Consider the following 24,267-nt stretch of genomic DNA (forward strand, 5'->3'; position numbering starts at 1 on the left):
GCCGGGCGCCGCCCGACACCTGCCGGGCGATCGCTCCGCGGGCGCCCGGGCGCCGGCCGCTCAGGCCCCGACCGCGTCCAGGTCCTGGTAGGCCTGGCGCAGCCAGACCTTGACCCGCTGCCGGTCCATCAGGCCGAGCCCGCCGGCCTCCGGCGCCGCCGAGCGGGCCGCCGCCCAGAAGCTGGCGCTGCTGGCGTCGATCTTGCGCATGGCCGCGTCGTGCAGGCGGCGCAGCGGCACCACCTGGGCGCCCAGCGCCAGGGCCCGGTCCTTCACCCCGGAGCGCTCCAGGATCCCGAAGTCGTCGCCGCGCAGCTGGTTGAGCACCAGCACGTAGGAGAGCCGCGCGCCGTGGCGGTCGAGCAGCCGCGCCAGCAGGTCCACCGAGTCGCGCCCCGAGTCCATGACGTGCCAGTAGCGCAGCGACAGGCCGGACTCCGGCGCCAGCTCCAGCAGCCCGGACTCGTCCATCCAGCGGGTCAGCGGGTCGTGGGTCTGGGCGGCCAGGTCCACCAGGACGCGGCGGTCCGGCTCGGCCAGAGCGGCCTCCACGATGGCGTCGAGGCTCTCGTAGCGGTCCACCACCACCGGGGAGGCGTAGCCGGCGTAGAAGCGCAGCAGCGCGGCGTGCGACCGATCGGCGTCGAAGCCCAGGAAGGGCAGCTCGCGGTCGATGAAGTACTGCGCCAGCAGCCGGGCCACGACCGACTTGCCGACCCCGCCCTTCTCGCCGCCGATGAGGTGAACGTTGGCCACGGTGTCCCTTTCGCTGGAGGTCTCCCGTCCGGGACCTGCCGGGCGGCAGGCGCGACGGGGCCTGGGAAGCTACCACGGCCGGGGCCGGGCGCCGCCCGGGTGGGGCTCCGGGGGCGCGGCGCCGCGGTGTAGACTGGACGTCGCCGCGCGTGGGGGAGGTGAACCATGGTCCGGACAGACACCTTGCCGGGCAGGCCCTTCCCGGTGGGCGCCACGCCCGAGGCCGGGGGGGTCAACTTCTGCATCTGGTCGCGCGACGCCGACGCCCTGGAGCTGCACCTCTTCGACCGGGCCGAGGACGCCCACCCCAGCGACACCGTCGTGCTGCGGCGGTGGGTGAATCGCACCTACCACTACTGGCACGTCTTCGTCCCCGGCCTGCGCTCCGGCCAGCGCTACGGCTGGCGCGCCCACGGGCCGCTCGATCCGTCGCAGGGGCTGCGCTTCGACGGGCAGAAGCTGCTCCTCGACCCCTACGCGCGGGCCATCGACGTCCCGGCGGGCTACGACCGCGCGGCGGCCCGGCGGCCCGGCGACAACGCCGGCCAGGCCATGAAGGCGGTGGTGGCCGACCTGTCGGCCTACGACTGGGAGGGGGACCAGCCCCTGCGCCACCCCTACGCCCGCACCGTGATCTACGAGCTGCACGTGCGCGGCTTCACGCGCCACCCCTCGTCCGGCGTGCCGGCGGGGCGGCGCGGCACCTACGCCGGGCTGATCGAGAAGATCCCCTACCTGCGCGAGCTGGGCGTCACCGCGGTGGAGCTGCTGCCGGTCTTCCAGTTCGACCAGCAGGACGCGCCGCCCGGCCACCTCAACTACTGGGGCTACTCGCCGGTCTCCTTCTTCGCCCCGCACGCCGCCTACGCCGCGGCGGCCGATCCCCTGGGCGTGCTCGACGAGTTCCGCGACCTGGTGAAGGCGCTGCACCGGGCCGGCCTGGAGGTGATCCTGGACGTGGTCTACAACCACACCGCCGAGGGCGACGAGCTGGGGCCGACCCTCGGCCTGCGCGGCCTCGACAACCGGGCCTACTACCTGCTGGACCGCACCTGGGCCGGCTACCAGAACCACACCGGCTGCGGCAACACCCTCAAGGCCCACCACCCGGTGGTGCGCCGGCTCATCCTCGACAGCCTGCGGTACTGGGTGTCCGAGATGCACGTGGACGGCTTCCGCTTCGACCTGGCCTCGGTGCTCTCGCGCGACGAGAACGGCCACCCGCTGCACAACCCGCCCATCGTCTGGGAGATCGAGAGCGACCCGCTGCTGTGCGGCACCAAGCTCATCGCCGAGGCCTGGGACGCGGCCGGCCTGTACCAGGTGGGGCAGTGGGTGGGCGACTCCTGGGGCGAGTGGAACGGCCGCTTCCGCGACGACGTCCGCGCCTTCCTGCGCGGCGAGCCCGGGGAGGTGGGCCGGCTCGCCAACCGCATCTTCGGCAGCCCCGACCTGTACGCCGGCGCGGCGCGCCGGGCCGAGCAGAGCGTGAACTTCGTCACCTGCCACGACGGCTTCACGCTCAACGACCTGGTGACCTACCAGCAGAAGCACAACCTGGCCAACGGCGAGGAGAACCGCGACGGCACCGACGACAACCGGGCCTGGAACTGCGGCGTCGAGGGGCCCACCGACGATCCGGCCGTCGAGGCCCTGCGGGCCCGGCAGGTGCGCAACCTGCTGGCCATCACGCTGCTCTCCTCCGGCGTGCCCATGCTGGCCATGGGCGACGAGGCGCGCCGCACCCAGCGCGGCAACAACAACGCCTACTGCCAGGACGGCGAGCTCTCCTGGCTCGACTGGGACCTGGTGGACCGCCACGCCGACCTGCGCCGCTTCGTGCGCCGCCTGCTCGAGCTGCGCCACCTCGGCGTCCCGGCCCAGCAGGCCGACGGGCGGACCCTGGCGCAGCTGCTGCGCCGCGCCCGCATCGAGTGGCACGGGGTCCGCCTCGACCAGCCCGACTGGAGCCGCGACTCGCACAGCCTGGCGGTCACCTTCACCGGGCACGCCCAGGCCGGCCGCTACTGGTGCGCCATCAACGCCTGGTCCGAGCCGCTGCGGTTCGAGCTGCCGCCCAGCCGGGCCGGCTGGCACGGGCTGGTGGACACGGCCCTCCCATCGCCGCACGACGCCTGCTCCTGGGCCGAGGCCCTCCCGGTGGAGGGGGCGAGCCGGGTGCTGCAGGCCCACTCGGTGGTGGTGCTCGGCTCGCCGGGCTGAGGGCCGGCCGCGCCCGGGGTGCGCCCGGACGGCCCCCGTCCGACCGGGTGTTGCGACCGCGGCCGGGGCGCTGGCAGAGTGCCCCCTTGGTGTCCCAGCCTCCCACCGGTCCGGTCTCACCGCGCGCGCCGCCCGAGGCCTCCCGCTCGCTGGAGGCGCTGCGCTCGCTGGTGGAGGCCACCACCGGCACCGGCCAGGGCTTCCTGGAGGCGCTGGTCGTCAACCTGACCCGGTCGCTCGGCGTGAAGCACGCCCTGGTGGGCGAGCTGAGCGACGAGGACCCGACCCGCTCGCGGGTGCTGGCGGTGGCCTGGGACGGCGTGCTGGGCGCGCCCTTCACCTACCTGCTCGACGGCACCCCGTGCGAGCGGGCGCTCTCGGCCGGCGAGCTGGCCTACTACCCGTCCGGCGTGGCGGACCTGTTCCCCCGCGACGAGGCGCTGGCCCGCAAGGGCATCCAGGCCTACATGGGCTGCCCGCTGCTCGGGCCGGGGGGCAAGCGGCTGGGGATCCTGGTGGTGCTGCACGACCAGCCGCTCGAGGAGGCCACCGAGCCGCGCACCATCCTCACCATCTTCGCCAACCGCGCGGCCGCCGAGCTGGCGGCGCTGCGCAGCGAGGACCGGCTGCGCGACCGCGAGGCCACGCTGCGCTACGCCCTGGCCGCGGCCCGCATGGCCACCTTCGACTGGGAGCCCGAGGCGGGGCGGAGCGCCTGGTCGGATGGGGCCGCCGGCCTGCTGGGGCTGCCGCCGGGTGGCTTCGACGGCTCGCTGGAGGCCCTGGCGGCGGCGCTGGTGCCGGAGGACCGGCCCGCCCTGGCCGAGTGCGCCACGGCCGCCGCCGAGGGGCTCAAGGACACCCTCGAGCTGGAGTACCGGGTGAGGACGCCGGACGGGGGGGAGCGCTGGCTGCAGCACCGCGGCCGGGTGGCGCTCGGGCCGGACGGCCGGGCCGCCCGCATCTCTGGCGTGCTGGCGGACGTCACCGAGCGGCGCCGGCTCGAGGCCAGCCTGCAGCACGCGCAGAAGCTGGACGCGGTGGGGCGGCTGGCCGGCGGCATCGCCCACGACTTCAACAACCTGCTCACCGTCATCCGCAGCTACGCCGAGCTCGCCGAGGAGGAGCTGCGGGACCTGCCGCAGGCCCTGGAGCTGGTGACCCCCATCCGCGAGGCGGCGGAGCGCGCCTCGGGGCTGACGCGCCAGCTCCTCTCCTTCGCCCGGCGGCAGGTGCTGTCACCCCGGGTGATCGAGCCCGCGGCGCTGGTGCGCGAGCTCGGCAAGCTGCTGCGCCGCCTGCTGGGCGAGCAGGTGCAGCTGGAGCTGGACCTGCCGGACGGCGCCTGGCCGGTGCGCATCGACCCCGGCCAGCTCGAGCAGGTGCTGGTCAACCTGGCGGTCAACGCCCGCGACGCCATGCCGGGCGGCGGCACCCTGCGGGTCGGGCTGGCGGCGCAGGCCCTGGGCCAGGCGGAGGCCGCGCCGCGCCTGGTCCCGCCGGGGGACTACCTGGCCTTCCGGGTGCACGACACCGGCGCCGGCATGGACGAGGCGACGGTGGCGCAGGCCTTCGAGCCCTTCTTCACCACCAAGGGGCCGGACCGCGGCACCGGCCTCGGCCTGGCCACCTGCCACGGCATCGTCACCCAGGCGGGCGGGGCCATCTGGCTCGACTCCCAGCCAGGCCGCGGCGCCACCGTCACCTTCCTGCTGCCGCGCCACACCGGGCCGGTGGGCCAGGAGCCGGCGCGGCCGCCCCCCGCCGCCGGCGGGGCGGAGGTGCTGCTGGTGGTCGAGGACGAGGAGGCGGTGCGCGCCGTGGCGGCGCGGGCGCTCGGCCTGCTCGGCTACCGGGTGCTGGTGGCCCGCGACGGCGAGGAGGCCCTGCTGGTGGCCGCCGCCGCCGGCCGCCTCGACCTCCTGGTCACCGACCTGGTGCTGCCGCGCCTCGACGGCCACCAGCTGGCGCGGCGGCTGCTGGAGGCGCGCCCCGGGCTGCGCGTGCTCTACACCTCCGGCTACTCGGACCAGGCGCCCAGCGCCGCCGCCGGGGCCTTCCTGCAGAAGCCCTACACGCCCGGCGAGCTGGGCCGGGCCGTGCGGGGGGCGCTGCAGGGCGCGGCGCCGCCGGACGGCCAGCGGGGGTGAGGGCGGGCCCGCCGCGGCCCTCACAGCTGCGACGCCAGCAGCCTGGCCGCCGAGCCCAGCAGGCGCCGGTGCCACGGCGAGGCCCGCTCCCGGTCGCGGCGAGGCGTGGCGTGCGCCAGGTCGGCCTCGAAGAGCGCCGCCAGGCGGCCCGGGAGCGGTCCGCCGTAGACCACCGCGGTCACCTCGAAGTTGAGCTTGAGGCTGCGGGCGTCGAGGTTGGCGGTGCCCACCAGCGCCAGGTCGTCGTCGAAGACCGCGGTCTTGGCGTGGATCATGGGGGGGCCGTGGTGGGCCACGCGGACGCCGGCGTCGGCCAGCGCGTCGAGGTAGGTGAGGGCCGCGGCGTCCACCAGGCGCGAGTCGGTGCGCCGGGGCAGGAGCAGGCGCACGTCGACGCCGCGGCGGGCGGCCGCGGCCAGCGCCGCCTGGAGCGGCTCGTCGGGCACGAAGTAGGGCGAGGTCAGCCAGGCGCGCCGCTGGGCCGCCCCGAGCGCCGCGTGCAGGAAGGGGGCGAGCGCCGGCACGGCCTGGTCCGGCCCCGAGGCCAGGATCTGCACGGTCTCGGGCCCCTGGGGGCCGACCGGGAACCAGCGGGCCCGCCCGGCCTCGCCGCCCGGCACGCCGCGCCCCGTGCAGAAGGTCCAGTCCTCCAGGAAGGTGACCTGCAGGCCGTGGACGGCGTTCCCCTCCAGGCGCAGCTGGGTGTCGCGCCAGGCGGCCCGCCCGCGGGCGCGGCGGCTGTGGTCGTCGCTCACGTTGACGCCGCCGGTGAAGCCCACCTGCCCGTCCACCACCAGCACCTTGCGGTGGGAGCGGAAGTTGAAGAGGCGGGCCGCGCCGAACCGCCCGAAGGCCGGGTTGAAGCGGGCCACCTCGCCGCCGGCGGCGCGCAGCGGGGCCAGGAACCGATCGGTCAGGCCGGCCGAGCCGGCGGCGTCCACCAGCAGGCGCACCGCCACGCCGGCCCGGGCCCGCTCGATCAGGGCGTCTCGCACCCGGGCGCCGCTGGCGTCCGGCTCGAAGATGTAGAGCTCCAGGTGGACGTGGTCGCGCGCCGCCCCGATGTCCGCCACCATGGCGTCGAAGGTGGCGTCGCCGTCGGTGAAGAGCGCCAGGGACCGGGCCGTCTGCGGCGGCAGCGCGTCGAGCGAGCGGGCCAGCGCGATGAGCCCGCGCCGCTCCGGCGCCACCCGGGCCTCGGCCGCCTCGAGCCCGGCCCGCAGGGGCTCGGCCAGGCGGCGCGCCAGGGCCCGCCGGCCGTGGCGGCGCCGCAGCCGGCGCGGCCCGAGGAGCAGGTAGACCGGCACGCCCACGCCGGGCAGCCAGGCCAGCACCATGATCCAGGCCAGGGTGGCCGCCGGCGAGCGGCGGTCGGACAGCAGCCAGAGCGTGACGCCGGCCACCCAGAGGGCCTCCAGGGTCCACAGGAAGGCCGGTGCGGCGAGCAGGGCGGGGAGGTCCACGCGCCCACGATACGCCGCCGCGGCGGGCGGCCCCAGGGCGCGCCGGTGCGCCGCCGCGCACAGGAGGGCCAGCCGCGGCCCCCCTGGCCTGTGGCCGGGGGCCCAGGCCGGCCACCCCGTCGACGGGCCCACCCGGATGACCCGGGCGGGGCCTCGGGCGGCGGCTTACACGCGGAGCATGGTTCCTCCCTCGACTCCCGGGCGCGCCGAACCGGCCTCCGTCCCCCCCGCCGGCACGGCCGAGGGGCTCAGCGAGGTGCGGCGCCAGGAGGCCCTGCTCAAGACCGGGGCCCTGCAGGACGCCATCCTCAACAGCGCCAACTTCTCCAGCATCGCCACCGACGAGAAGGGCGTCATCCAGATCTTCAACGTCGGCGCCGAGCGCATGCTCGGCTACACGGTGGCCGACGTCCTCAACCGCATCACGCCGGCCGACATCTCGGACCCGCAGGAGCTGATCGCCCGGGCCGGCGCCCTCAGCCTGGAGCTGGGCACCACCATCACGCCGGGCTTCGAGGCCCTGGTCTTCAAGGCCTCGCGCGGCATCGAGGACATCTACGAGCTGACCTACATCCGCAAGGACGGCAGCCGCTTCCCGGCGGTGGTCTCGGTGACCGCCCTGCGGGACGCCCAGGACGCCGTCATCGGCTACCTGCTCATCGGCACCGACAACACCGCCCGCAAGCAGGCGGAGGAGGCGCTGCTCAAGGCCGGGGCCCTGCAGAGCGCCATCTTCAACAGCGCCAACTTCTCCAGCATCGCCACCGACGCCAAGGGGGTCATCCAGATCTTCAACGTGGGCGCCGAGCGCATGCTCGGCTACGCCGCCGCCGACGTGATGAACAAGATCACCCCGGCCGACATCTCGGATCCACAGGAGGTCATCGCCCGCGCCAAGGCGCTCAGCGTGGAGCTCTCCACGCCCATCACCCCGGGCTTCGAGGCCCTGGTGTTCAAGGCCTCGCGCGGCATCGAGGACATCTACGAGCTGACCTACATCCGCCAGGACGGCAGCCGCTTCCCGGCCATCGTGTCGGTCACGGCGCTGCGCGACGCCGCCGGCGGCATCATCGGCTACCTGCTGATCGGCACCGACAACACCGCCCGCAAGCAGATCGAGGCCGAGCAGGAGAAGCTGGCCCAGCGCCTGCGCGACCACCAGTTCTACACGCGCTCGCTCTTCGAGGCCAACCTCGACGCGCTCATCACCACCGACCCGGCCGGCATCGTCACCGACGTCAACAAGCAGATGGAGGCGCTCACCGGCTGCACCCGCGACGAGCTGATCGGCGCCCCCTTCGCGCGCCACTTCACCGACCCGGAGCGGGCCCGGGCCGGCATCAAGCTGGTGCTCAGCGAGAAGTCGGTCACCGACTACGAGCTCACCGCCAGCGCCCGGGACGGGCGGGAGACGGCGGTCTCCACCAACGCCACCACCTTCTACGACCGCGACCGGACGCTGCAGGGGGTCTTCGTGGCGGCCCGCGACGTCACCGAGCGCAAGCGGCTGGACGTGGTGCTGCAGGACAAGAACGCCGAGCTGGAGAACGCCCGGGTGGTGGCCGAGAAGGCCAACCTGGCCAAGTCCGAGTTCCTCTCGCGCATGAGCCACGAGCTGCGCTCTCCGCTCAACGCCATCCTGGGCTTCGCCCAGCTGCTGGGCTCCGACACCCCCCCGGCCACCCCCGCCCAGCAGGGCAGCATCGACCAGATCCTGCACGCCGGCTGGTACCTGCTGGAGCTCATCAACGAGATCCTCGACCTGGCGGTCATCGAGTCCGGCCGGCTCTCGCTGTCGGTGGAGCCGGTGGCGCTGGCCGAGGTGCTGCTGGAGTGCCAGGCCCTGCTGGAGCAGCAGGCCCAGAAGCGCGGCCTGGTGCTGGACTTCCCCGAGCCCGACGGCCCGCGCTTCGTCCTGGCCGATCGGACCCGGCTCAAGCAGGTGCTCATCAACCTCCTCTCCAACGCCATCAAGTACAACCAGCCGGGGGGCGCGGTGGTGCTGGACCTGCAGGGCAGCGCCGGGGGGCGCACCCGCATCAACGTGCGCGACACCGGCGAGGGCCTGGACCCCGAGAAGCTGGCGCAGCTCTTCCAGCCCTTCAACCGGCTCGGGCAGGAGGGCAGCGCCGAGGAGGGCACCGGCATCGGCCTGGTGGTGAGCAAGCTGCTGGTGGAGCTGATGGGCGGCGCCATCGGCGTCGAGAGCGTCCGCGGGGCGGGCAGCACCTTCTGGTTCGAGCTGGCCTCGGCGGACGGGCCGCAGCTGCCGTCCGAGCAGGCCGGGCCGGCGGAGGCGCCGGCGCACCGGGCCCTGGCCGGCGGCGCCGCGCCGCCCCGCACGCTGCTCTACGTGGAGGACAACACCGCCAACCTGGCGCTGGTGGAGCAGCTCATGGCGCGCCGCCCGGACATGCGCCTGGTGAGCGCGCTGGACGGCACCCGCGGCATCGAGGCGGCCCGCGCCGCCCGGCCCGACGTGATCCTGATGGACATCAACCTGCCCGGCCTGAGCGGGCTGCAGGTGCTGCGGATCCTGCAGGACGACCCGGTGACGGCCCACATCCCGGTGCTGGCCATCTCCGCCAACGCCATGCCGGCCGACATCAAGAAGGGGCTGGACGCGGGGTTCCTGCGCTACCTCACCAAGCCCATCAAGCTGGCCGAGTTCCTGGAGGCCATGGACGCGGCGCTCGTGGGCGCGACGGCGGGGCCCGGCGCGGGCGCCGCGGGGGCCCGGCTGCCGTGATCAACCCCGCCGACATCCTGCACGGCAAGATCCTGATCGTGGACGACCAGCCGGTCAACGTCCTGCTGCTGGAGCAGATGCTGCGCGGCGCGGGGTACGACGCCGTCAGCTCCACCACCGACCCCGCCAAGGTGTGCGAGCTGCACCTGGTCAACCGCTACGACCTGATCCTGCTCGACCTGCAGATGCCCGGCATGGACGGCTTCCAGGTGATGGAGAACCTGAAGGAGATCGAGGCCGGCGGCTACCTGCCGGTGCTGGTGATCACGGCCCAGCCGGCCCACAAGCTGCGCGCGCTCAAGGCCGGCGCCCGGGACTTCGTCAGCAAGCCGTTCGACCTGGCCGAGGTGCTGCTCAGGGTCCACAACCTGCTCGAGATCCGGCTGTTCCACCTGGAGACCAGGACCCTCTACGAGCGGGTGGTGGCGGAGCAGCGGGTGTCGGAGCGGCTGCTCCGCAACGTGCTGCCGGAGTCGATCGCGGCCCGGCTGCAGCGCCCCCCCTCGGCCGCCGACGCCGCCTCGGTGGCCGCCGCCGGCCTGGTCACCGCCAGCTACGCGGAGGTGACGGTGCTGTTCGCCGACATCGTGGAGTTCACCCGCTTCGCCGAGGGGGCCAGCGCCGCGGTGCTGGTGGGCGTCCTCGGCGACCTGGCCGCCCGCGCCGAGGGGCTGGCGGGGGAGGCGCCCCCGCCGCGGGACACGACCCTGGGCGACGCCTACCTGGCGGCGGTGGGGCAGCCTGGGCCGGTGGCGGACCACTCGCTCCAGGCGGCCAAGGCGGCGCTGGATCTCTTCGCGGCCCTGGACCGGTTCAACCAGCACAGCCGCTACCAGCTGAAGGTCCGCATCGGCCTGGCGGTCGGTCCCGAGGCCGGGGCCGCGCCTGCCGCCGAGCAGCACTTCGAGCTGTAGCCGGCGGCGGGTCGCCGGGCCTGCCTCGCGCGGCCGCACCGCCCGCATCGCCCGCACACGCAGAGAGGCCCCGGGGCTCGGATGAGCCGCGGGGCCTCGGTGCGCCCGCCTGCCGCCGCCCCCGTCGTCGGGGCGGGCCGGCCGGCGCGGGGTGCGGCGGCTACGGGGCGGGCGCGACCACCGTGGCGGCGTCGAGGGTGACCGCCGTCTGGGCCAGCAGGCGGCCGTTGAAGGAGGCGCCGGTGCGCAGCGTGACCGCGGTCTGGGTCAGCACGACGCCCTCGCCGTGGGCGCCCACGCCAAAGTCCACCAGGCCGGCCACCTGCCAGAAGACGTTGCGGGCCAGGGCGCCGCCGGTCAGCAGGACCTTGGCGCCGCCGCTCACCGTGAGGTCCTGGGCGATCTGGAAGACCCAGACGTCGGTGGCGGAGCCGTTCAGGGTGACGTCGGTGGGGATGAGGAGGCCGGTGCCCCACTTGTAGACGCCGGGGGCCAGGGTCAGGCCGCCGACGTTGCCGGCGCCCAGCTCGGTGACGCCCGGGGCGCGGCCGGCGGCGTCGGCGAAGGCCAGCTCCATGTCGCCGATGGCGGCGGTCAGGGTGGCGGGCGTCGGCGCGGCGTAGTTGGCCGCGAAGACCTGGCCGATCACCTGGGGCGACGTCGCGAACACGTTGGTGGCGTCGGCGGTGAGCGAGAAGCCGGTGATGGCGGTGGCGGCGGCGGGGCTGACCCCGAGGTTGCCGGTGACGGCGGAGGTGGGCACCGAGGAGATGCCGCTCTTGGCCAGGATGGCGAAGCCGCCGGCCGCGCCGAGGTTCACCGCCAGGCCAGGCAGGGCGGCGTCACCGGTGCCGAAGGTCCAGCTGCGCTGGGCGGCCAGGGCCGCGCCGGCCGGGTTCTTGGCCGCGGTGGTGACGGTGGCCGTGAAGACGCCGCCGAGCGCCAGCGGCGCGGCGGGGAGGAACACCGCCGTGGAGCTGGCGTAGGTCACCGTGCCGTCGACCGCGACGGCCGGGGTCCCGGTGGTGACGGTGAAGGAGGTCACCGAGATGGTGGCGGGGTCCATCGCCTCGCTGAAGGTGGCGCTGACCTGGGCGTCGCGGGCCACGCCGGTGGCGCCGTTGGCGGGGGTGCTGGAGAGGACGGTGGGCGCGCCCGGCGGGACGACGGGGGCGTCGTCGTCGGAGCCCCCGCAGGCGGTGAGGGTGAACAGCAGGAGGGCCGCTGCGGCGATGGACAGCTTCGAGACGAGGTTCAAGGTGCTCCCTTGGGGCGTGCTGCGTGGAGGAACGGGCGCGGCAGGCTGGAATCGACGCGCCATGGACGACTGGGAGAGCATCCGGCGGGCCAGCCGGGTAAGCCCTGGGATGGCAGCCGCTTGCGCGCCGGGACGCACCAGGGCCCAGCCAGGTTGAAGGAGCGCCCATTCCGTTTCGAAGGAGCCAGGGTCACCGATGCGAGCCGACGAGCTGGATCACGACGAGCTGCTCGAGCTCGATCCGGGCGGGGGCGCCATCCGCTTCGCCGGACAGCGCGCGCTCCTGCTCGACGCCGTCGCCATGGGGCTCCTGCGCAAGTACCTGGTCGAGAACTTCGGGCTGACGGCGGCCCGCACCGTGCTCACCCAGTTCGGCTTCGCCCACGGCTGGCGCATGGCGGAGGCCATGAAGTCCGAGTTCACCTGGGACACCGAGGCGGACTGGTCCGCCGCCGGCACCCGCATCCACGCGCTGGAGGGGCTCTTCCGCGTCGAGGCGGGGAGCGGCGGCACCCTGGCCGCGGAGGGGCTGGTGCTGGGCGCCTCCTACGAGGCGGAGCAGCACCTGCTGCACTTCGGCCGCGCCGACGAGGCGGCCTGCTGGACCATCGCCGGGCTCACCAGCGGCTACCGCAGCCGCTGCGCCGGCGCCGAGATCTACGTGCTGGAGGATCGCTGCCTGGGCAAGGGCGACGCGGCCTGCCACCTCTACGGGCGGACCCGGGAGCAGTGGGGCGAGGAGCGCGCCGAGGAGCTGCGCTTCTACGCCCCGCTCCGGCTGCAGGAGTGCCTCGACGTCTCGCTGCACCGGGTCACCGAGACCTTGAAGGCGGCCGAGCGGAAGCTCCGGGAGCGCCGCCAGGTGCTGGTGCGGGAGGCGCCGGAGGTGGAGGAGCCCCTGGGGCTGGTGGCCCGGAGCCCCGGCATGCGGCTGCTGGTGGACCTGGCGCGCCGGGTGGCCAGGGTGGACGCCACCGTGCTCATCACCGGCGAGAGCGGCTCGGGCAAGGAGCGGGTGGCGCGGCTGGTCCACCAGGAGTCGTCCCGGGCCGCCGGGCCGTTCATCGCCGTCAACTGCGGCGCCATCACCGAGTCGCTGCTGGAGAGCGAGCTCTTCGGCCACGCCCGGGGCGCCTTCACCGGCGCCACCCAGGACCGGCCCGGCCTGTTCGAGGCGGCCAACCGCGGCACGCTGCTGCTCGACGAGGTCGGCGAGGTCTCGCCGGCCATGCAGGTGAAGCTGCTGCGGGCGCTGCAGGAGCGCGAGGTCCGGCGGGTCGGCGAGAACAGGAGCCGCCCGGTGGACGTGCGCATCGTCACCGCCACCAACCGCGACCTGGCGCAGGCCGTCGCCAGCGGGGCCTTCCGCCAGGACCTCTACTACCGGCTCAAGGTGGTGGAGCTGCGGGTGCCGGCGCTGCGCGAGCGGCGCGACGACGTCCTGCCGCTGGCCCGCCTGCTGCTGGCCGAGGCGTCGCTGCGCATGAAGCGCCCCATCTCCGGGCTGGCCCCGGCCGCGGCCGACCAGCTGCTGCGCTACCAGTGGCCCGGCAACGTGCGCGAGCTGGAGAACGCCATGGAGCGCGCCGTGGCGCTGGCCGAGGGGAGCCGGGTGGAGCTGGTGGACCTGGCGGAGGAGATCCGCCAGGCGGTGCCCCTGACCCTGCCCACCAGCGGCGAGGTGCGGCCGCTGGAGGCCGTCGAGAAGGACTACATCCTGGCGGCGCTGGCGCTGAACGGGGGGAACCAGACCCACACCGCCCTGCAGCTCGGCATCGGCGCGGTGACGCTGTACCGCAGGCTCAAGAGCTACGGCCTGGTGGTGGGCCGCGGCGCGACGAAGGCCGGCCCGGGCGGGCCGGGCGGTGGGTGCGCCTCGCCCGCCCGCCTCGGGCCGGACAGCCCCCTGAACGGCCTCGTCGCCCGGCCCGGGATCACTCCTGCCCCGCCACCAGCCCGTCCTCCGCCGGGCCGCGCTCCTCGGTGCGCTGGGCCAGCGAGCCGGCCAGCGCGCCGGCCTCGAGGCGCAGCAGGGTGGCTTCCGCCAGGGCGCTCACCGAGGCGCCGGCCGCCGCGCCGAGCCCGCAGAAGACGACGGCCACCGCCGACACCGCGGAGACGATGCCGAGGGCGATGAACACGCTGATGGCGACGCCGTGTGCCTCGGGCAGGCCGAAGAGCCCGGTGGCCACGCTCCCGCCCAGCATGCTGCCGTAGACCACCGAGGGGAGCAGGGCGACGGCCAGGAAGGCCGCCAGGCCCAGGCTGCCGCCGACCACGGAGAAGAACGTGGAGCGGGGGAGGGCGCGGGTGGAGGGGTGCAGCGGCGACCGGGAGGGGCGGGGGGCCGAGTGGGTCATGGCCGGTGCACAGAGCACCGGCCGGGCCAGGGCCGGGAGGGCAGCAAGTCCGGCCGCTTGGGCCCGCGGCCGCCGCGCCCGGGCGGCCAGGTCGTCCAGTGTGGAGGAGCGGCGCCTTCAGGACGGACGGCCCCGGCGCAGCGCCGGGGGCGGGGCGCACTCGACCACCAGCCGCCGGCCGCCCTCCGGGTGGTCGAGGGCCAGTCGGGCGGCGTGGAGCAGGTAGCCGGGATCGCCGGGCAGGGCCTGGCTGCCGGGCCGCGGCACGCCGCCGGGGCCGTAGAGCGGGTCACCCACCAGCGGGTGCCCGGCGAAGGCCAGGTGGATCCGGATCTGGTGCGGCCGGCCGGTCTCGATCTGCACCTCCACCAGCGCCTCGGGCGGAGCGCCCCCGCCGCCGCGCCGCTCCAGCACCCGCACGTGGCTCCTGGAGGGCCGGCCGTCGGGCGCTGCGGCGTGCACCGTGCCGAGGAGCGGGTGCGCCACCTCGCCGATGGGCGCCTCCACGGTGAAGTCCCCGGTGGCCGGGTGGCCGGAGCAGAGGGCGAGGTAGGTCTTCTCCACCTGGCGCCCCCGGAAGGCCGCCTGCACGATCCGGGCGGCCGCCGCGGTCCGCGCGAAGAGCACCACGCCGGAGGTGTCCCGCCCCAGCCGGTGCATGGGGCTGGCCTCGGGGGCGCGGCGGCGCACCACCGTCAGCAGGGTGTGCTCGAGGTAGAGGCCGCCGCCCGGCATGGTGGGCAGCCCGCGCGGCTTGGCCACCGCCAGGAGCAGCGCGTCCTCGTGGAGCACCGCGGCGTCGCAGGGCGCCGGCGGCTCGATCCAGGGTGGCCGGTCCCAGGCCAGCCACTGGCCGGCGCGCAGCGTGGTCTCGGCGGTGGTGGCCGCGCCGTCCAGCCGCACCTGCCCCGCGGCGATGCGCGCCCGCCACTCCTCCGGACCGGCGTGCCCGAAGCTGGCGGCCAGGTGCGCCAGCACGGCGCGCCCGGCGCCCTCGCGGCCGATCTGCTCCTGGTAGGTGTGGCCGTGGTTCATCGCGCCGCCCGGGGGAAAGCCGCCTGGCCGGCGGAGCCTACCCGGGGCGGCCGCGGGCGTCACCCGGCCCGCCCTCGGCCCCGGCGCGCGGTAGGATGGCACCGTGCGATCCCTGGTGAAGCTCGTCCTGCTCGGCTTGGCCATCGGCGCCGGCGCGGCGCTGTGCTGGCGGCTCCTCACCCCGGGGCGGGTGGCGCCGCCCGACGTGCCGGCGGTGGTGGAGAAGGTGCGGCAGGTGGCCCGGCTGGAGGTCCTGCAGGTCTCGCTCTACCGGAAGATCACCTTCGCCCCGGAGCCGGTCGAGGCCGGCTCGGTGTGGGGCGCCCTGGCCGGCTGGCTGCGCCACACCGTGGCCCGGCCGCAGGGCAAGGCCATCGTCTTCGCCACCGCCCGGCTCGGCCTGGACGTGGCGAAGCTGCAGCCTGGCGACGTCACGGTGCGGGAGCGGACCGCGTCCATCGTGCTGCCCCCGCTCGAGGTGGTGGTGGAGCTGCTGCCCGGCGAGACCGAGGTGATCGGCTCCAACCTGGACTCGGCCGACACGGCGCGGCTGCTCGAGCTGGCCCGGGAGGCCTTCCACCGCCAGGTGCTGGCCGACCGCGGGCTGCAGGGGCGGGCGCGCCTGGCGGCCGAGCAGGCGCTGACCGCGCTCCTGCTGCAGGTGGGGCTCGACGCGGTGGAGTTCGTGGAGCGCCCGGCGGAGCGGCCGCGCTCCTGGTCGGGCCGGTGAGGCCTGGGCGTGGGGCGCCTACCCGTCGGTCCAGGTGCCGCCGGTCAGACCGCACAGGATCGCCTGCGTGGCGGCCGCGGCGGCGTCGTGGTGCCGGGTGTCCCAGGTGAGGGCGCCGGGCCGGGTGGTGCACGTGCCGACGCGGCCCGTCACCGGGCATGGTCCGGCCAGGAGCGTCCGGTCGTTGCCGGTGCAGTACCGCTCCACCGAGCGCTTCACCGTCGGCGTCATCGGGCCGGTGGTGTCCGCGCAGGTCCCCGCCCAGGGATCCGAGCAGCTCACCGACGCCGGCGTCGCAGCCTCCACGGGCGGGGTCGGCGCCGACCAGGCGCCGTTGGTGCAGATGGTCTCGCTGACCGCGAAGTAGAGGCGCAGGTCGGCGCGGCCGCGCTCGTACGAGATGGTGCAGGTGCCGAACAGCCCGGCGCCCGGGCAGGTGGTGCCGAAGGTGCCCTGGTACTGCTCGCAGACGGTGCGCTGCGTCGCCAGGTCGGCCGCCGTCATGTCGGAGTAGGCGACGCAGCTGCCGCGCAGCGCCACGGTGTCGCAGGCGCCCTGGGTGGTGAGGTCGGGGGACGGGGGCGCCGCGCCGCCGCCGCCGCAGGCGCAGGAGAGGACCACGACCAGCGTGGCCAGGGGGTTCGGCTTGATGCGGGGCATGGGCGCCTCCTCGGTGACGACCTCACCCTAGCCGACGCACTGGTTGTGTGACCAGCCGGATCGACGTGCAGTCCGCCCACCTCGTCAGCTCCCTCTCCCCTCCGGGGAGCGGCCCCGCAGGCTCCCCCTCACCCCGGCCCTCTCCCCCAGCAGGCTGGGGGAGAGGGTGAGCAGACCATGGCCTCCATCCCTGCTCACACCTCTGCCAGGACGAGCCCAATCACGTCAGCCCCCTCTCCCCTCCGGGGAGCGGCACACCATGTCTGCCCCCTCTCCCCTCCGGGGAGAGGCACACCATGTCTGCTCCCTCTCCCCTCCGGGGAGAGGGCAGGGGTGAGGGGCGCCTGTGCCCGCGGTCCACCCGCGGGCCGAGGGTCAGGCCCCGGAAGACACGAACGCCCCGGTGACCAGGGCGGTCGCCGGGGCGTTCCAGGTGGCAGCCGCGGAAGGGCGGCCGCGGTGCGGCGGTGCGGCCTAGACCTTGGAGGCGGCCACGGCCTTCTCGGCCGGGGTGACCGCCTTGGTCAGCGCGCCGACGGCGGCGCCGGCGACGGCGCCCATGACGGCGAAGAGGGAGGCGATGCCGGTGACGCCGAGGACCATGCCGAAGACGATGAGGGCGCGGACCAGGAAGGTGGCCTGGACCGGGGTGCCGACGATGCCGCCGGCGAGGGAGCAGGCCGGCGTAGCCGCCGTAGAGGATGGAGGGCAGGAGGGCCAGGGCCAGGAAGGCCGCCAGGCCGATGCCGGCGCCGACGAGGGCGAAGGTCTTGTTCTGGGGCTTCGAGTTCGTGGTCGTCATGGCGTTCTCCAGTTCAGGTTGAGGTGTGGGGCCGCATCGCGCTGCCACCTGACTCCTCCCAACTGCACCTGCCTTGCCAACCCGGCGCCACCTGATTCCAGGGGGTTGCGTCCCAGGCTGTCGGGATCCCCCGACGCCGCGCCGCGCCGGGGGGACGGGGACGTCGCTTCGCGCTCCACGGAGGCGGCCGGCGCAGCCCTCTTCCGCCGCTCGCCGCACCTGCGCATCCTGGGCACGAAGGCCCGGCCGCGCCTCACGCCTTCCGGGGGACCAGGCGGACGCTGGGCGCCTTCACGGCGGCGGACACCCGGGCACCGGCCACCAGCCCGAGCCGATCGGCGCTGGAGCGGGTGACCAGCGCCACCAGCTTCACCCCGCAGTCCACCGTGAGGCGGACCAGCGGCCCCTCCTCACGGCGCGCGGCCACGACGCCGCCCAGCCGGTTCTGCGCCGAGGAGGCGTGTCCCCCGGCCGGCTCGAGCACCACCTCCTCGGCCCGGACGCAGGCGTAGGCCTCGTCCTCCACGCCGCCCGGGTCCAGCGCCACCAGCTCGATCCCCTGCGGGCCCGCGGTGCGCACCACCACCAGGCCGTCCTCCCGCCGCACCAGCCGGGCCGGGAAGACGTTCTCGGTGCCCACCACCCGGGCCACGTCCACGTCCACGGGATCCGAGAAGACCTGGTGGACCGGCCCGACCTGCCGGACCGCGCCGTCCACCAGCACCACCAGCCGGTCGCCCAGCGCCAGCGCCTCGACCCGGTCGTGGGTGACCACGATGGCCGGCACGCCGGCCTGCTCGAGCAGGTGGCGCAGCTCGCCGCGCAGCGCCTCGCGGGTGGGGGCGTCGAGGGCCGAGAGGGGCTCGTCGAGCAGGAGGAGGCGGGGGCGCGGCGCCAGGGCCCGCGCCAGGGCGACCCGCTGCCGCTGGCCGCCGGAGAGCTCGGCGGGCCGCCGCGAGAGCAGGCCGGCCAGGCCGAAGCGCTCGGCCAGCTCGGCCAGGCGCGCCGCCCGTCCGGCCCGGTCCAGCCGGTGGAGGCCGTAGGTCAGGTTGGCGGCCACCGAGAGGTGCGGGAAGAGGGCGTACTCCTGGAACAGCAGCCCGACGCCGCGGGCCTGGGGCGGCAGGTGGAGGCCGCGCGCCGCGTCGAACCAGGTCTCCTCGCCGAAGGTGATGGCGCCGGCGTCGGGGCGATCCAGGCCGGCCAGGGCCCTGAGGACGGTGGTCTTGCCCGAGCCGGAGGGGCCAAACAGGACCGTGACCGGCGCGCCCTGGAGCGGCCAGGCCGCCCGGGCGGCGATGACCGGGCCGCGGCGGAAGCGCCGCACCACCTCGAAGGCCAGGGCGGGCGGGCTCACCGGTCGTTCCAGCGGAAGGAGGGGCGGCGCTGCAGGGCGTAGACCAGCGCCAGCACGGCGAAGGAGACGGCCAGCAGGAGCCCGGCGGTGCGATGGGCCGCGCCGTACTCCAGCGCCTCCACGTGGTCGAAGATGGCCACCGAGAGGGTGCGGGTCCGGCCCGGGATGTTGCCGCCCACCATGAGGACCACGCCGAACTCGCCCAGGGTGTGGGCGAAGGTCAGCACCGCGCCGGCCAGCACGCCCGGCCAGGCCAGCGGGAGCGTCACCCGGAAGAAGGTGGCCAGCGGCGAGACGCCCAGCGTGTGCGAGGCCTCGATGAGCCGGCGGTCCACGCCGGCCAGCGCCCCGGCGAAGGGCTGCACCGCGAAGGGGAGGCTGTAGAGCACCGAGGCCACCAGCAGCCCGGCGAAGGAGAACGGGAAGGGGTGGCCGGCCGCCAGCTCGAAGAGCCGCCCGGCCGGCGCGCGCGGGCCGAGCGCGGTGAGGAGGTAGAAGCCGAGCACCGTGGGCGGCAGGACCAGCGGCAGCGCCACCACCGCCTCCACCAGGAACCGGGCGCGCCACCGGCTGGTGACCAGCCACCAGGCGATGGGCAGGCCGAGCACCACCAGGACCAGGGTGGTGAGGCCGGCCAGCTGGGCGGAGAGGAGGAGGGCGGCCAGATCCATGGGCTAGGGGAGCCCGTACCCGGAGCGGGCCAGGATGGCGCGCCCCTTCTCGCCGGTGACGAACGCCAGGAAGGCCCGGGCCAGCGCCGGCTCCCTGGAGGCGGAGAGGACCACGCCGGACTGCTCGATCCTGGGGTAGAGCGCCGCGGGAACGGGGACGGCCCGGCCGGCCGCCAGCGCCTCGCCGAGGACCAGCGAGGCGGGGAGGAAGGCCACGTCGGCGGCGCCGGTGGTGGCGAACTGGGCCGCCTGCGCCGCGCTGGTGCCGAGCACCAGCTTCCCCTGCACCGCCTGGTACACGCCGGCCGCCTCGAGCGCCTGCACCGTGGCGCGCCCGAAGGGCGCCACGGCCGGGTTGGCGATGGCGATGCGCTTCACGCCCGGGTCGACCAGCGCGGCGAGGCCGCGGCCCTCGAGGTCCAGCGTCGAGCCGGGCGGGACCCAGGCCACCAGCGTGCCGAAGGCGTAGGTGCGCTCGTCCGCGGCGGTGGCCAGGCCGGCCGCCACCAGCCTGGCCGGGTACTCGCGGTCGGCCGAGAGGAACAGGTCGAAGGGGGCGCCGTGCTGGAGCTGGGCGAAGAGGGCGCCCGAGGCGCCCAGCGTCAGGGTCACCGCGACGCCGGACCGCCCCGCCTCGAACGCGCGCGCCAGCTCCTCGGCGGCGTTCTTCAGGTTGGCGGCGGCGGCCACGGCGAGCGTCTTCCCCGGCCCGTCCGCCCGGGCGGGGAGGGCCAGGAGGGCCAGGAGGAGGGCGAGGGGCAGCAGGCTACGGCGCATCCGGATCGCTCCGTTCAAGGACGTTTAAGCTACAATAGGAACCAAACCACCCGCGCTGCGCAGCGTCAAGCAACCTTCGACCCGGAGTGGCAGCGGGTATACTCGCCCCACATGTCCGACCTCCTGCTCACGACCGACGAGGTGGCCGAGGTCCTCCGGGTCCACCCGAAGCACGTCTACCGGCTCCTCAAGAAGGGGCTGCCGGGGCGCCGGGTGGGGTCGGAGTGGCGCTTCTCGCGCGACGACGTGCTGGCCTGGTCGGGCGGCAAACCGGTCCCGCCAGCCGACGCGGCGGGCCCGGCGGCGACCTCGCCGGTGGCCGACGGGGCGCCGGCGCTGGTGGCGGGCAACGGCGACGTGGCGCTCCAGGTGCTGCTGCGCCTGGCCAGCGCCCTGGGGCCGCCGCTGCTGGGGTTCGTGCAGGCCGACATGGGAGCGGCCGCCGAGCTCCTGCGCCGGCGGGCCGTCCTGGCGGCCGGGGCGCACGCCGGCGGCTTCCCCAGCCACGTGGGCGAGGAGCGGGTGGCGCGGGTGCACCTGGTGCAGCGCGAGATCGGCCTGGTCTCCCCGAAGGCGGCGCCGCTGCTGCGGCTGAGGGACCTGCCCAGGCGGCGGCTGGCCTCGCGCCCGCCGAGCGCCGGGGTGCGCGCCTGCCTCGACGAGGCGCTGCGCGCCGAGCGGCTCGACCCGGCCAAGGTCCACCGGAAGGCCGTGGCCCTCGGCTCGCACCTGGAGGTGGTGCTGGCGGTGGCGTCGGGCCAGGCCGACGCGGGGCTGGCGTCGCGGGCCTGGGGCGAGCGGGCCGGCCTGGCCTTCCTGCCGCTGGCCACCGAGGCCTACGGCCTGATCGTCAAGGCGCGCGACCTGGGCGACGCCCGGGTGGTGCGGCTCTGCGAGGTGGCCCAGGGAAGGGCGTTCCGGGCCGAGGTGGGGGCCATCCCGGGCTACGACGCGGCCGGCGCCGGCGACATCCGCTACGACGCCTGAGGTGGCGCGGTGAACCCTGACCACCGCACCTGGCCCGACACCGGGGCAACTGTCGGCCACTGCTCGGGACTTCTCCCGGGGGTGTGTGGTGGCGACTCAGGGTCGGGGGCGCCGCCACCACCGCGCGGTACTTAGCGGGCCACGGGGACGGCCCGAAGTACCTGGCAAGGAGGCGCCATGCTGAACACCTTCGCCGAGCGGGACCTGCACCAGCCGACCAGCCACCGCGATCAGGCCTCCGAGCACCGCCGGCTGGCCGAGCGCCTGGCGCGCGACGGCTACCGTGACCAGGCCGCCCGCCACCTGCTCGAGGCGCGGCTGCTCGACCTGAAGGCCGCGGCCCTGGCGGCGTCCTCGAGGGCGGCGTAGGCCCCGCCCCACGGGCCGCGCCTCGACTCCGCGCCCGCGCTGCTCCGCCCCAGCGGCTCTTCCGGAGCCGCCGGTCGGCTAGACCTTTCCGCCCTTCAGGCGCCGCAGGTGCGCCACCTCGTCGGAGCGCTGGCCCCAGTCGCGCGCCGCCTGCCGCCGCAGCCGCACGTCGTGACGACGCTGGAAGGCCTGGGCCTCCCGCTCGAGCTTCCGGAGGTGCTCCAGGCGGTCGGGCGCCAGCTCGCCCGCCTCGACCGCCGCCCTGACCGCGCAGCCGGGCTCGGTCCCGTGGCGGCAGTCGGGGAAGCGGCAGCCCGCAGCGAGCGCCGCCACGTCCTCGAAGACGGCGTCGAGCCCCTGCTCGTCCACCAGCTGGAGCTCGCGCATGCCGGGCGTGTCGAGGAGCAGGCCGCCGCCCGGCAGCTGCACCAGCTGGCGGTGGGTGGTGACGTGACGGCCGCGCCCGTCGCGCGCCCGCACCTCGCCGGTGGGCAGCCGGGCCTCGCCGAGCAGGGCGTTGGCCAGGGTGGACTTACCGGCCCCGGAGGAGCCCACCAGCGCCACCGTCAGGCCGGGGAGGATGATGGCCTGCACCGCCGCCAGGCCGGTGGCCTGCACCACGCTGGTCAGGAGGACCGGGACCGCAGGGCAGTGGCGCGCGACCTCGGCGGCGCGGGCGGCGGCGTCCTGGCAGAGATCGGCCTTGCTCAGGATCACGGCGGGCCGGGCGCCGCTGGCCCAGATGCGCGCCAGGTAGCGCTCGATGCGCCGGACGCTGAAGTCCGCGTCGAGGCCACACACGGCGAACACCAGGTCCACGTTGGCGGCCACCACCTGGGCCCGCACCTGGCGGCCGGCGGCGCCACGGGTGAAGACGGTGCGCCGCGCCAGCACGCGCTCGATGACGGCGGTGCGGTCGGCTCGTGGCGCCTCGTCGAGGACCACCCAGTCGCCGACGCCGGGCAGGGCGGCCTCCTCCAGCTCCAGGCGGAGCCGACCGGCCAGGCGCGCCGGCCCCGCGCCGTCCGGCGACCAGACCTGGCAGGCGCCGCGGTGCTCGGCGGCGATGCGGCCAAGGGCTGCGCCGCGCCCCGCCCCGGCCTGGAGCTGCTCCTGGAAGAACGGGCCGAAGCCCAGGGTCGAGAGCTCGATCACGATGGCCACCCCCGTCGACGCCGAGCGTATTCCCCCGCGGCGGCGGGTTCAATCCGGCGGGCAAGGGCGCGGGCGCCGTGGGCGGGCCGCGCGGCCGGATGGTCAGGCGCTGGGGAGCGGCGGCGCCCGGCCCTGGATGGCCGCGGCTCGGCTGGGCGCGCACCGCTAGGTCCAGGGGGTGCGCCACCTCGCCCTCCACGCCGCCTGGGGCTTCGCCGTGCTCGCCGCGCCGGCCACCGCCGCGGCGCTGCCGCCGCAGTCGCCCGCGACCGTGCAGGGCACCTACCGCGTGCGGGCGGTGGCCACGCTCGCGGGCGTGCCGCTGGTCCGCGAACTGGAACTGCGCGCCGACGTCCTTCTGGCGCCCGGCTCAGGGGGGCGCGAGGTGAGGGCTCGTCTCGCCAGCCGCGGCCAGGCCTGCGCGCTCACCGCGCTGGTGGCGGCCGACGGCACGCTCGGCTTCACCGCCGGTGAGCGGTGCACCATCGCGCTCGACGAGCCGGGCACCCGCGGCGCCGTGGTGGCGACCGTGCGGACGGGGCGCGGGCGCGTGGCCGACCGGCGGCTGGTGCTCGAGCTCCGCCTCGGCTTGGAGGGGGCGGTGCACCTCGCGACGGGCCAGATCCCCGGGCTGGGCGGGGAGACCGACCTGCCGGTGTCCGGCGAGGCCGTGGTGCGGGCCGAAGGGAGGCGGGACGACTCCCGGGCGGCCGGGCGTCGAGGCGGTGGCGCGGCCAGGCAGCGGTCGGTGGCCGCGCCGGGTCCGTCAGCGCGCTCCAGCCTGTGCCTGCCACCGGGACCTCACCCGGACGCCTGGCCCCCGGCGCCGGGCGCCAGGTGGGCCCACGGCGGGCGGCGGTAGAGGAAGGCCAGGCCCGCCCGCATCGAGACCCAGCGGATGGCCAGGGCTCCCAGGATGCTGGCCAGGGTCAGCAGCAGCGCCGCCGCGCCGGCGTCGGCGACCAGCGTCCCCGTCAGCTTGGCGGCCAGCCGCAGGCTCACGAAGTAGCCGAGGTAGACGACCATGGAGTTCGCGCCCAGGTAGCGGAGCGGCTCCGTGCCCGGCAGCTGGCTCAGGAGGACGCCCGTGAACACGATGGCCAGCGCGCCGGCGAACCCGAGGCCGAGCGAGACCCCGGGCAGCGCGGCCAGGTGGCCCGAGACCAGCAGCTGGTTCGTCAGGCCCCAGGCGAGCAGGTAGGCGAGCAGGCCGGCCCGGTGGGTCGCCGCCCAGGCGGCCGCCTGGAACACCTGGGGCGCCAGGCAGTAGCCCGAGTAGAAGTAGACGAAGCGCCTGGCGAACTCGTCGGTGAAGAACCAGCCGGTCTCGATGGGCAGGCTCTGGAGCGCGGCGGCGGCCGGCAGCATCAGCCACCACGGGACGCGGCGGGTCAGCTTCGCGATCAGGAAGTACAGGGCGAGGCTGTGGATGAACCAGAGGGAGCCGAGAGGCTCGAGCACGAGCATCGGGTAGGCGGCGGCCCCTGCTGCCAGGTCTGGCCGTCCTTCAGGGCGCCGCGCCCGATGAACGCCACGTAGCCCAGGGTGGCCCAGAGCGCGTAGAGGTAGGCGAAGTGCAGCACCTTCCGGTCGAGGAAGGTGCGCCAGGGCCGCCCGATGGTGTTGGCGAGGAAGAGCCCGGCGATGAGGAAGAAGTCGGGCATCCGGAAGGGGCGCGCGAAGGCCACCAGGTGGTCCAGCCAGCCGGGCGTCCCGCGCGCCTGCTGGACGTCCAGGTTGGCGTGCAGCATCACCACCAGGACGATGCAGATCCCCTTCGAGAGGTCGACCCAGGCCACGCGCTGCGGCCCGGGGGCGCTGCCGTGATCGCTCGACTCCATGGGGTCATCT

General features: G+C 75.7%; 20 protein-coding genes and 1 pseudogene. 9 read left to right on the forward strand and 12 right to left on the reverse strand.

Features of this window, described 5'->3' with window-relative positions:
* Positions 1–60: 60 nt before the first annotated feature.
* Entirely contained in the window at positions 61–756 is a 696-nt protein-coding gene (locus IPO09_05815; protein MBK9516868.1) for a mobilization protein, read from the reverse strand.
* A 165-nt stretch (positions 757–921) separates the two neighbouring features.
* On the opposite strand from IPO09_05815, the gene glgX reads away from it, so the two are divergent.
* Together glgX and IPO09_05825 are read left to right on the forward strand one after the other, a co-directional pair.
* Entirely contained in the window at positions 922–2,979 is a 2,058-nt protein-coding gene (glgX, locus tag IPO09_05820; protein ID MBK9516869.1) for a glycogen debranching protein GlgX, read from the forward strand.
* An 89-nt stretch (positions 2,980–3,068) separates the two neighbouring features.
* Positions 3,069–5,129 carry a response regulator gene (locus IPO09_05825; GenBank protein MBK9516870.1) on the forward strand — a complete coding sequence of 687 codons (2,061 nt, stop codon included), beginning with the start codon at positions 3,069–3,071 and terminating at the stop codon, positions 5,127–5,129.
* Positions 5,130–5,149: 20 nt separating this feature from the next.
* Here IPO09_05825 and cls read toward each other — a convergent pair whose 3' ends face one another.
* On the reverse strand, positions 5,150–6,592 hold the full coding sequence (cls, locus tag IPO09_05830; protein MBK9516871.1) for a cardiolipin synthase: 1,443 nt from the start codon (positions 6,590–6,592) through the stop codon (positions 5,150–5,152).
* Between the two features lie 178 nt (positions 6,593–6,770).
* On the opposite strand from cls, the gene IPO09_05835 reads away from it, so the two are divergent.
* Positions 6,771–9,341, forward strand: coding sequence for a PAS domain S-box protein (locus IPO09_05835; protein ID MBK9516872.1), 2,571 nt, complete (start codon positions 6,771–6,773; stop codon positions 9,339–9,341).
* A complete protein-coding gene (locus IPO09_05840) occupies positions 9,338–10,255 on the forward strand; it encodes a response regulator (protein MBK9516873.1) in 918 nt (305 codons plus the stop codon). Before IPO09_05835 ends, IPO09_05840 begins: the two co-directional genes overlap by 4 nt.
* Before the next feature lie 160 nt (positions 10,256–10,415).
* Here the strand turns inward: IPO09_05840 and IPO09_05845 are convergent, their stop codons facing one another.
* A complete protein-coding gene (locus tag IPO09_05845; GenBank protein MBK9516874.1) occupies positions 10,416–11,321 on the reverse strand; it encodes a DUF3494 domain-containing protein in 906 nt (301 codons plus the stop codon).
* Positions 11,322–11,709: 388 nt separating this feature from the next.
* Between IPO09_05845 and IPO09_05850 the strand changes: the two genes are divergently transcribed.
* Entirely contained in the window at positions 11,710–13,650 is a 1,941-nt protein-coding gene (locus IPO09_05850; GenBank protein ID MBK9516875.1) for a sigma-54-dependent Fis family transcriptional regulator, read from the forward strand.
* Between the two features lie 340 nt (positions 13,651–13,990).
* Here the strand turns inward: IPO09_05850 and IPO09_05855 are convergent, their stop codons facing one another.
* Entirely contained in the window at positions 13,991–14,908 is a 918-nt protein-coding gene (locus IPO09_05855) for an RluA family pseudouridine synthase (protein ID MBK9516876.1), read from the reverse strand.
* Between the two features lie 103 nt (positions 14,909–15,011).
* On the opposite strand from IPO09_05855, the gene IPO09_05860 reads away from it, so the two are divergent.
* Complete coding sequence (locus IPO09_05860; GenBank protein ID MBK9516877.1) at positions 15,012–15,638, forward strand: DUF4230 domain-containing protein; 627 nt, start codon at positions 15,012–15,014, stop codon at positions 15,636–15,638.
* 18 nt (positions 15,639–15,656) lie between these two features.
* On the opposite strand, the gene IPO09_05865 is transcribed toward IPO09_05860, so the two are convergent.
* The 5 genes and pseudogenes from IPO09_05865 to modA all read right to left on the reverse strand — a co-directional run bounded on the left by IPO09_05865 (position 15,657) and on the right by modA (position 19,905).
* Positions 15,657–16,298 carry a hypothetical protein gene (locus IPO09_05865; GenBank protein ID MBK9516878.1) on the reverse strand — a complete coding sequence of 214 codons (642 nt, stop codon included), beginning with the start codon at positions 16,296–16,298 and terminating at the stop codon, positions 15,657–15,659.
* 474 nt (positions 16,299–16,772) lie between these two features.
* Positions 16,773–17,100, reverse strand: a pseudogene (locus IPO09_05870) (hypothetical protein).
* Between the two features lie 253 nt (positions 17,101–17,353).
* Positions 17,354–18,457: an ABC transporter ATP-binding protein gene (locus tag IPO09_05875; protein MBK9516879.1), complete on the reverse strand. Its 1,104-nt coding sequence runs from the start codon at positions 18,455–18,457 to the stop codon at positions 17,354–17,356.
* Positions 18,454–19,128, reverse strand: coding sequence for a molybdate ABC transporter permease subunit (gene modB / locus IPO09_05880; protein MBK9516880.1), 675 nt, complete (start codon positions 19,126–19,128; stop codon positions 18,454–18,456). The genes IPO09_05875 and modB overlap by 4 nt, the downstream gene beginning before the upstream one ends.
* A 3-nt stretch (positions 19,129–19,131) precedes the next feature.
* Positions 19,132–19,905: a molybdate ABC transporter substrate-binding protein gene (gene modA, locus IPO09_05885; GenBank protein ID MBK9516881.1), complete on the reverse strand. Its 774-nt coding sequence runs from the start codon at positions 19,903–19,905 to the stop codon at positions 19,132–19,134.
* A gap of 111 nt (positions 19,906–20,016) precedes the next feature.
* Between modA and IPO09_05890 the strand changes: the two genes are divergently transcribed.
* Together IPO09_05890 and IPO09_05895 are read left to right on the forward strand one after the other, a co-directional pair.
* Positions 20,017–20,892 carry a helix-turn-helix transcriptional regulator gene (locus IPO09_05890; GenBank protein MBK9516882.1) on the forward strand — a complete coding sequence of 292 codons (876 nt, stop codon included), beginning with the start codon at positions 20,017–20,019 and terminating at the stop codon, positions 20,890–20,892.
* A gap of 177 nt (positions 20,893–21,069) precedes the next feature.
* The gene (locus IPO09_05895) at positions 21,070–21,261 is read left to right on the forward strand and encodes a hypothetical protein (GenBank protein MBK9516883.1); all 192 of its coding nucleotides are present in this window, start codon (positions 21,070–21,072) and stop codon (positions 21,259–21,261) included.
* Between the two features lie 78 nt (positions 21,262–21,339).
* On the opposite strand, the gene rsgA is transcribed toward IPO09_05895, so the two are convergent.
* A complete protein-coding gene (rsgA, locus tag IPO09_05900) occupies positions 21,340–22,425 on the reverse strand; it encodes a ribosome small subunit-dependent GTPase A (protein ID MBK9516884.1) in 1,086 nt (361 codons plus the stop codon).
* A 169-nt stretch (positions 22,426–22,594) separates the two neighbouring features.
* On the opposite strand from rsgA, the gene IPO09_05905 reads away from it, so the two are divergent.
* Entirely contained in the window at positions 22,595–23,278 is a 684-nt protein-coding gene (locus tag IPO09_05905) for a hypothetical protein (GenBank protein ID MBK9516885.1), read from the forward strand.
* Here the strand turns inward: IPO09_05905 and IPO09_05910 are convergent.
* Positions 23,218–23,877 (reverse strand): hypothetical protein, encoded by a 660-nt coding sequence (locus IPO09_05910; protein ID MBK9516886.1) that lies wholly within the window; start codon positions 23,875–23,877, stop codon positions 23,218–23,220. The two genes, IPO09_05905 and IPO09_05910, sit on opposite strands and share 61 nt — an antisense overlap.
* Entirely contained in the window at positions 23,820–24,257 is a 438-nt protein-coding gene (locus IPO09_05915) for an acyltransferase family protein (GenBank protein ID MBK9516887.1), read from the reverse strand. Before IPO09_05915 ends, IPO09_05910 begins: the two co-directional genes overlap by 58 nt.
* Positions 24,258–24,267 lie beyond the last annotated feature (10 nt).

The sequence above is a fragment of the Anaeromyxobacter sp. genome, from assembly GCA_016718565.1.
Taxonomy (GTDB): domain Bacteria; phylum Myxococcota; class Myxococcia; order Myxococcales; family Anaeromyxobacteraceae; genus JADKCZ01.

What these genes read in the sequence shown, in the direction of transcription:
- IPO09_05890 (MBK9516882.1), top strand. Translation starts at nt 20,017, where the DNA reads ATGTCCGACCTCCTGCTCACGACCGACGAGGTGGCCGAGGTCCTCCGG.
- modB (MBK9516880.1), bottom strand. Translation starts at nt 19,128, where the DNA reads ATGGATCTGGCCGCCCTCCTCCTCTCCGCCCAGCTGGCCGGCCTCACC.
- IPO09_05915 (MBK9516887.1), bottom strand. Translation starts at nt 24,257, where the DNA reads ATGGAGTCGAGCGATCACGGCAGCGCCCCCGGGCCGCAGCGCGTGGCC.
- glgX (MBK9516869.1), top strand. Translation starts at nt 922, where the DNA reads ATGGTCCGGACAGACACCTTGCCGGGCAGGCCCTTCCCGGTGGGCGCC.
- IPO09_05895 (MBK9516883.1), top strand. Translation starts at nt 21,070, where the DNA reads ATGCTGAACACCTTCGCCGAGCGGGACCTGCACCAGCCGACCAGCCAC.
- modA (MBK9516881.1), bottom strand. Translation starts at nt 19,905, where the DNA reads ATGCGCCGTAGCCTGCTGCCCCTCGCCCTCCTCCTGGCCCTCCTGGCC.
- IPO09_05865 (MBK9516878.1), bottom strand. Translation starts at nt 16,298, where the DNA reads ATGCCCCGCATCAAGCCGAACCCCCTGGCCACGCTGGTCGTGGTCCTC.
- IPO09_05845 (MBK9516874.1), bottom strand. Translation starts at nt 11,321, where the DNA reads ATGGACCCCGCCACCATCTCGGTGACCTCCTTCACCGTCACCACCGGG.
- IPO09_05850 (MBK9516875.1), top strand. Translation starts at nt 11,710, where the DNA reads ATGCGAGCCGACGAGCTGGATCACGACGAGCTGCTCGAGCTCGATCCG.
- IPO09_05855 (MBK9516876.1), bottom strand. Translation starts at nt 14,908, where the DNA reads ATGAACCACGGCCACACCTACCAGGAGCAGATCGGCCGCGAGGGCGCC.
- IPO09_05835 (MBK9516872.1), top strand. Translation starts at nt 6,771, where the DNA reads ATGGTTCCTCCCTCGACTCCCGGGCGCGCCGAACCGGCCTCCGTCCCC.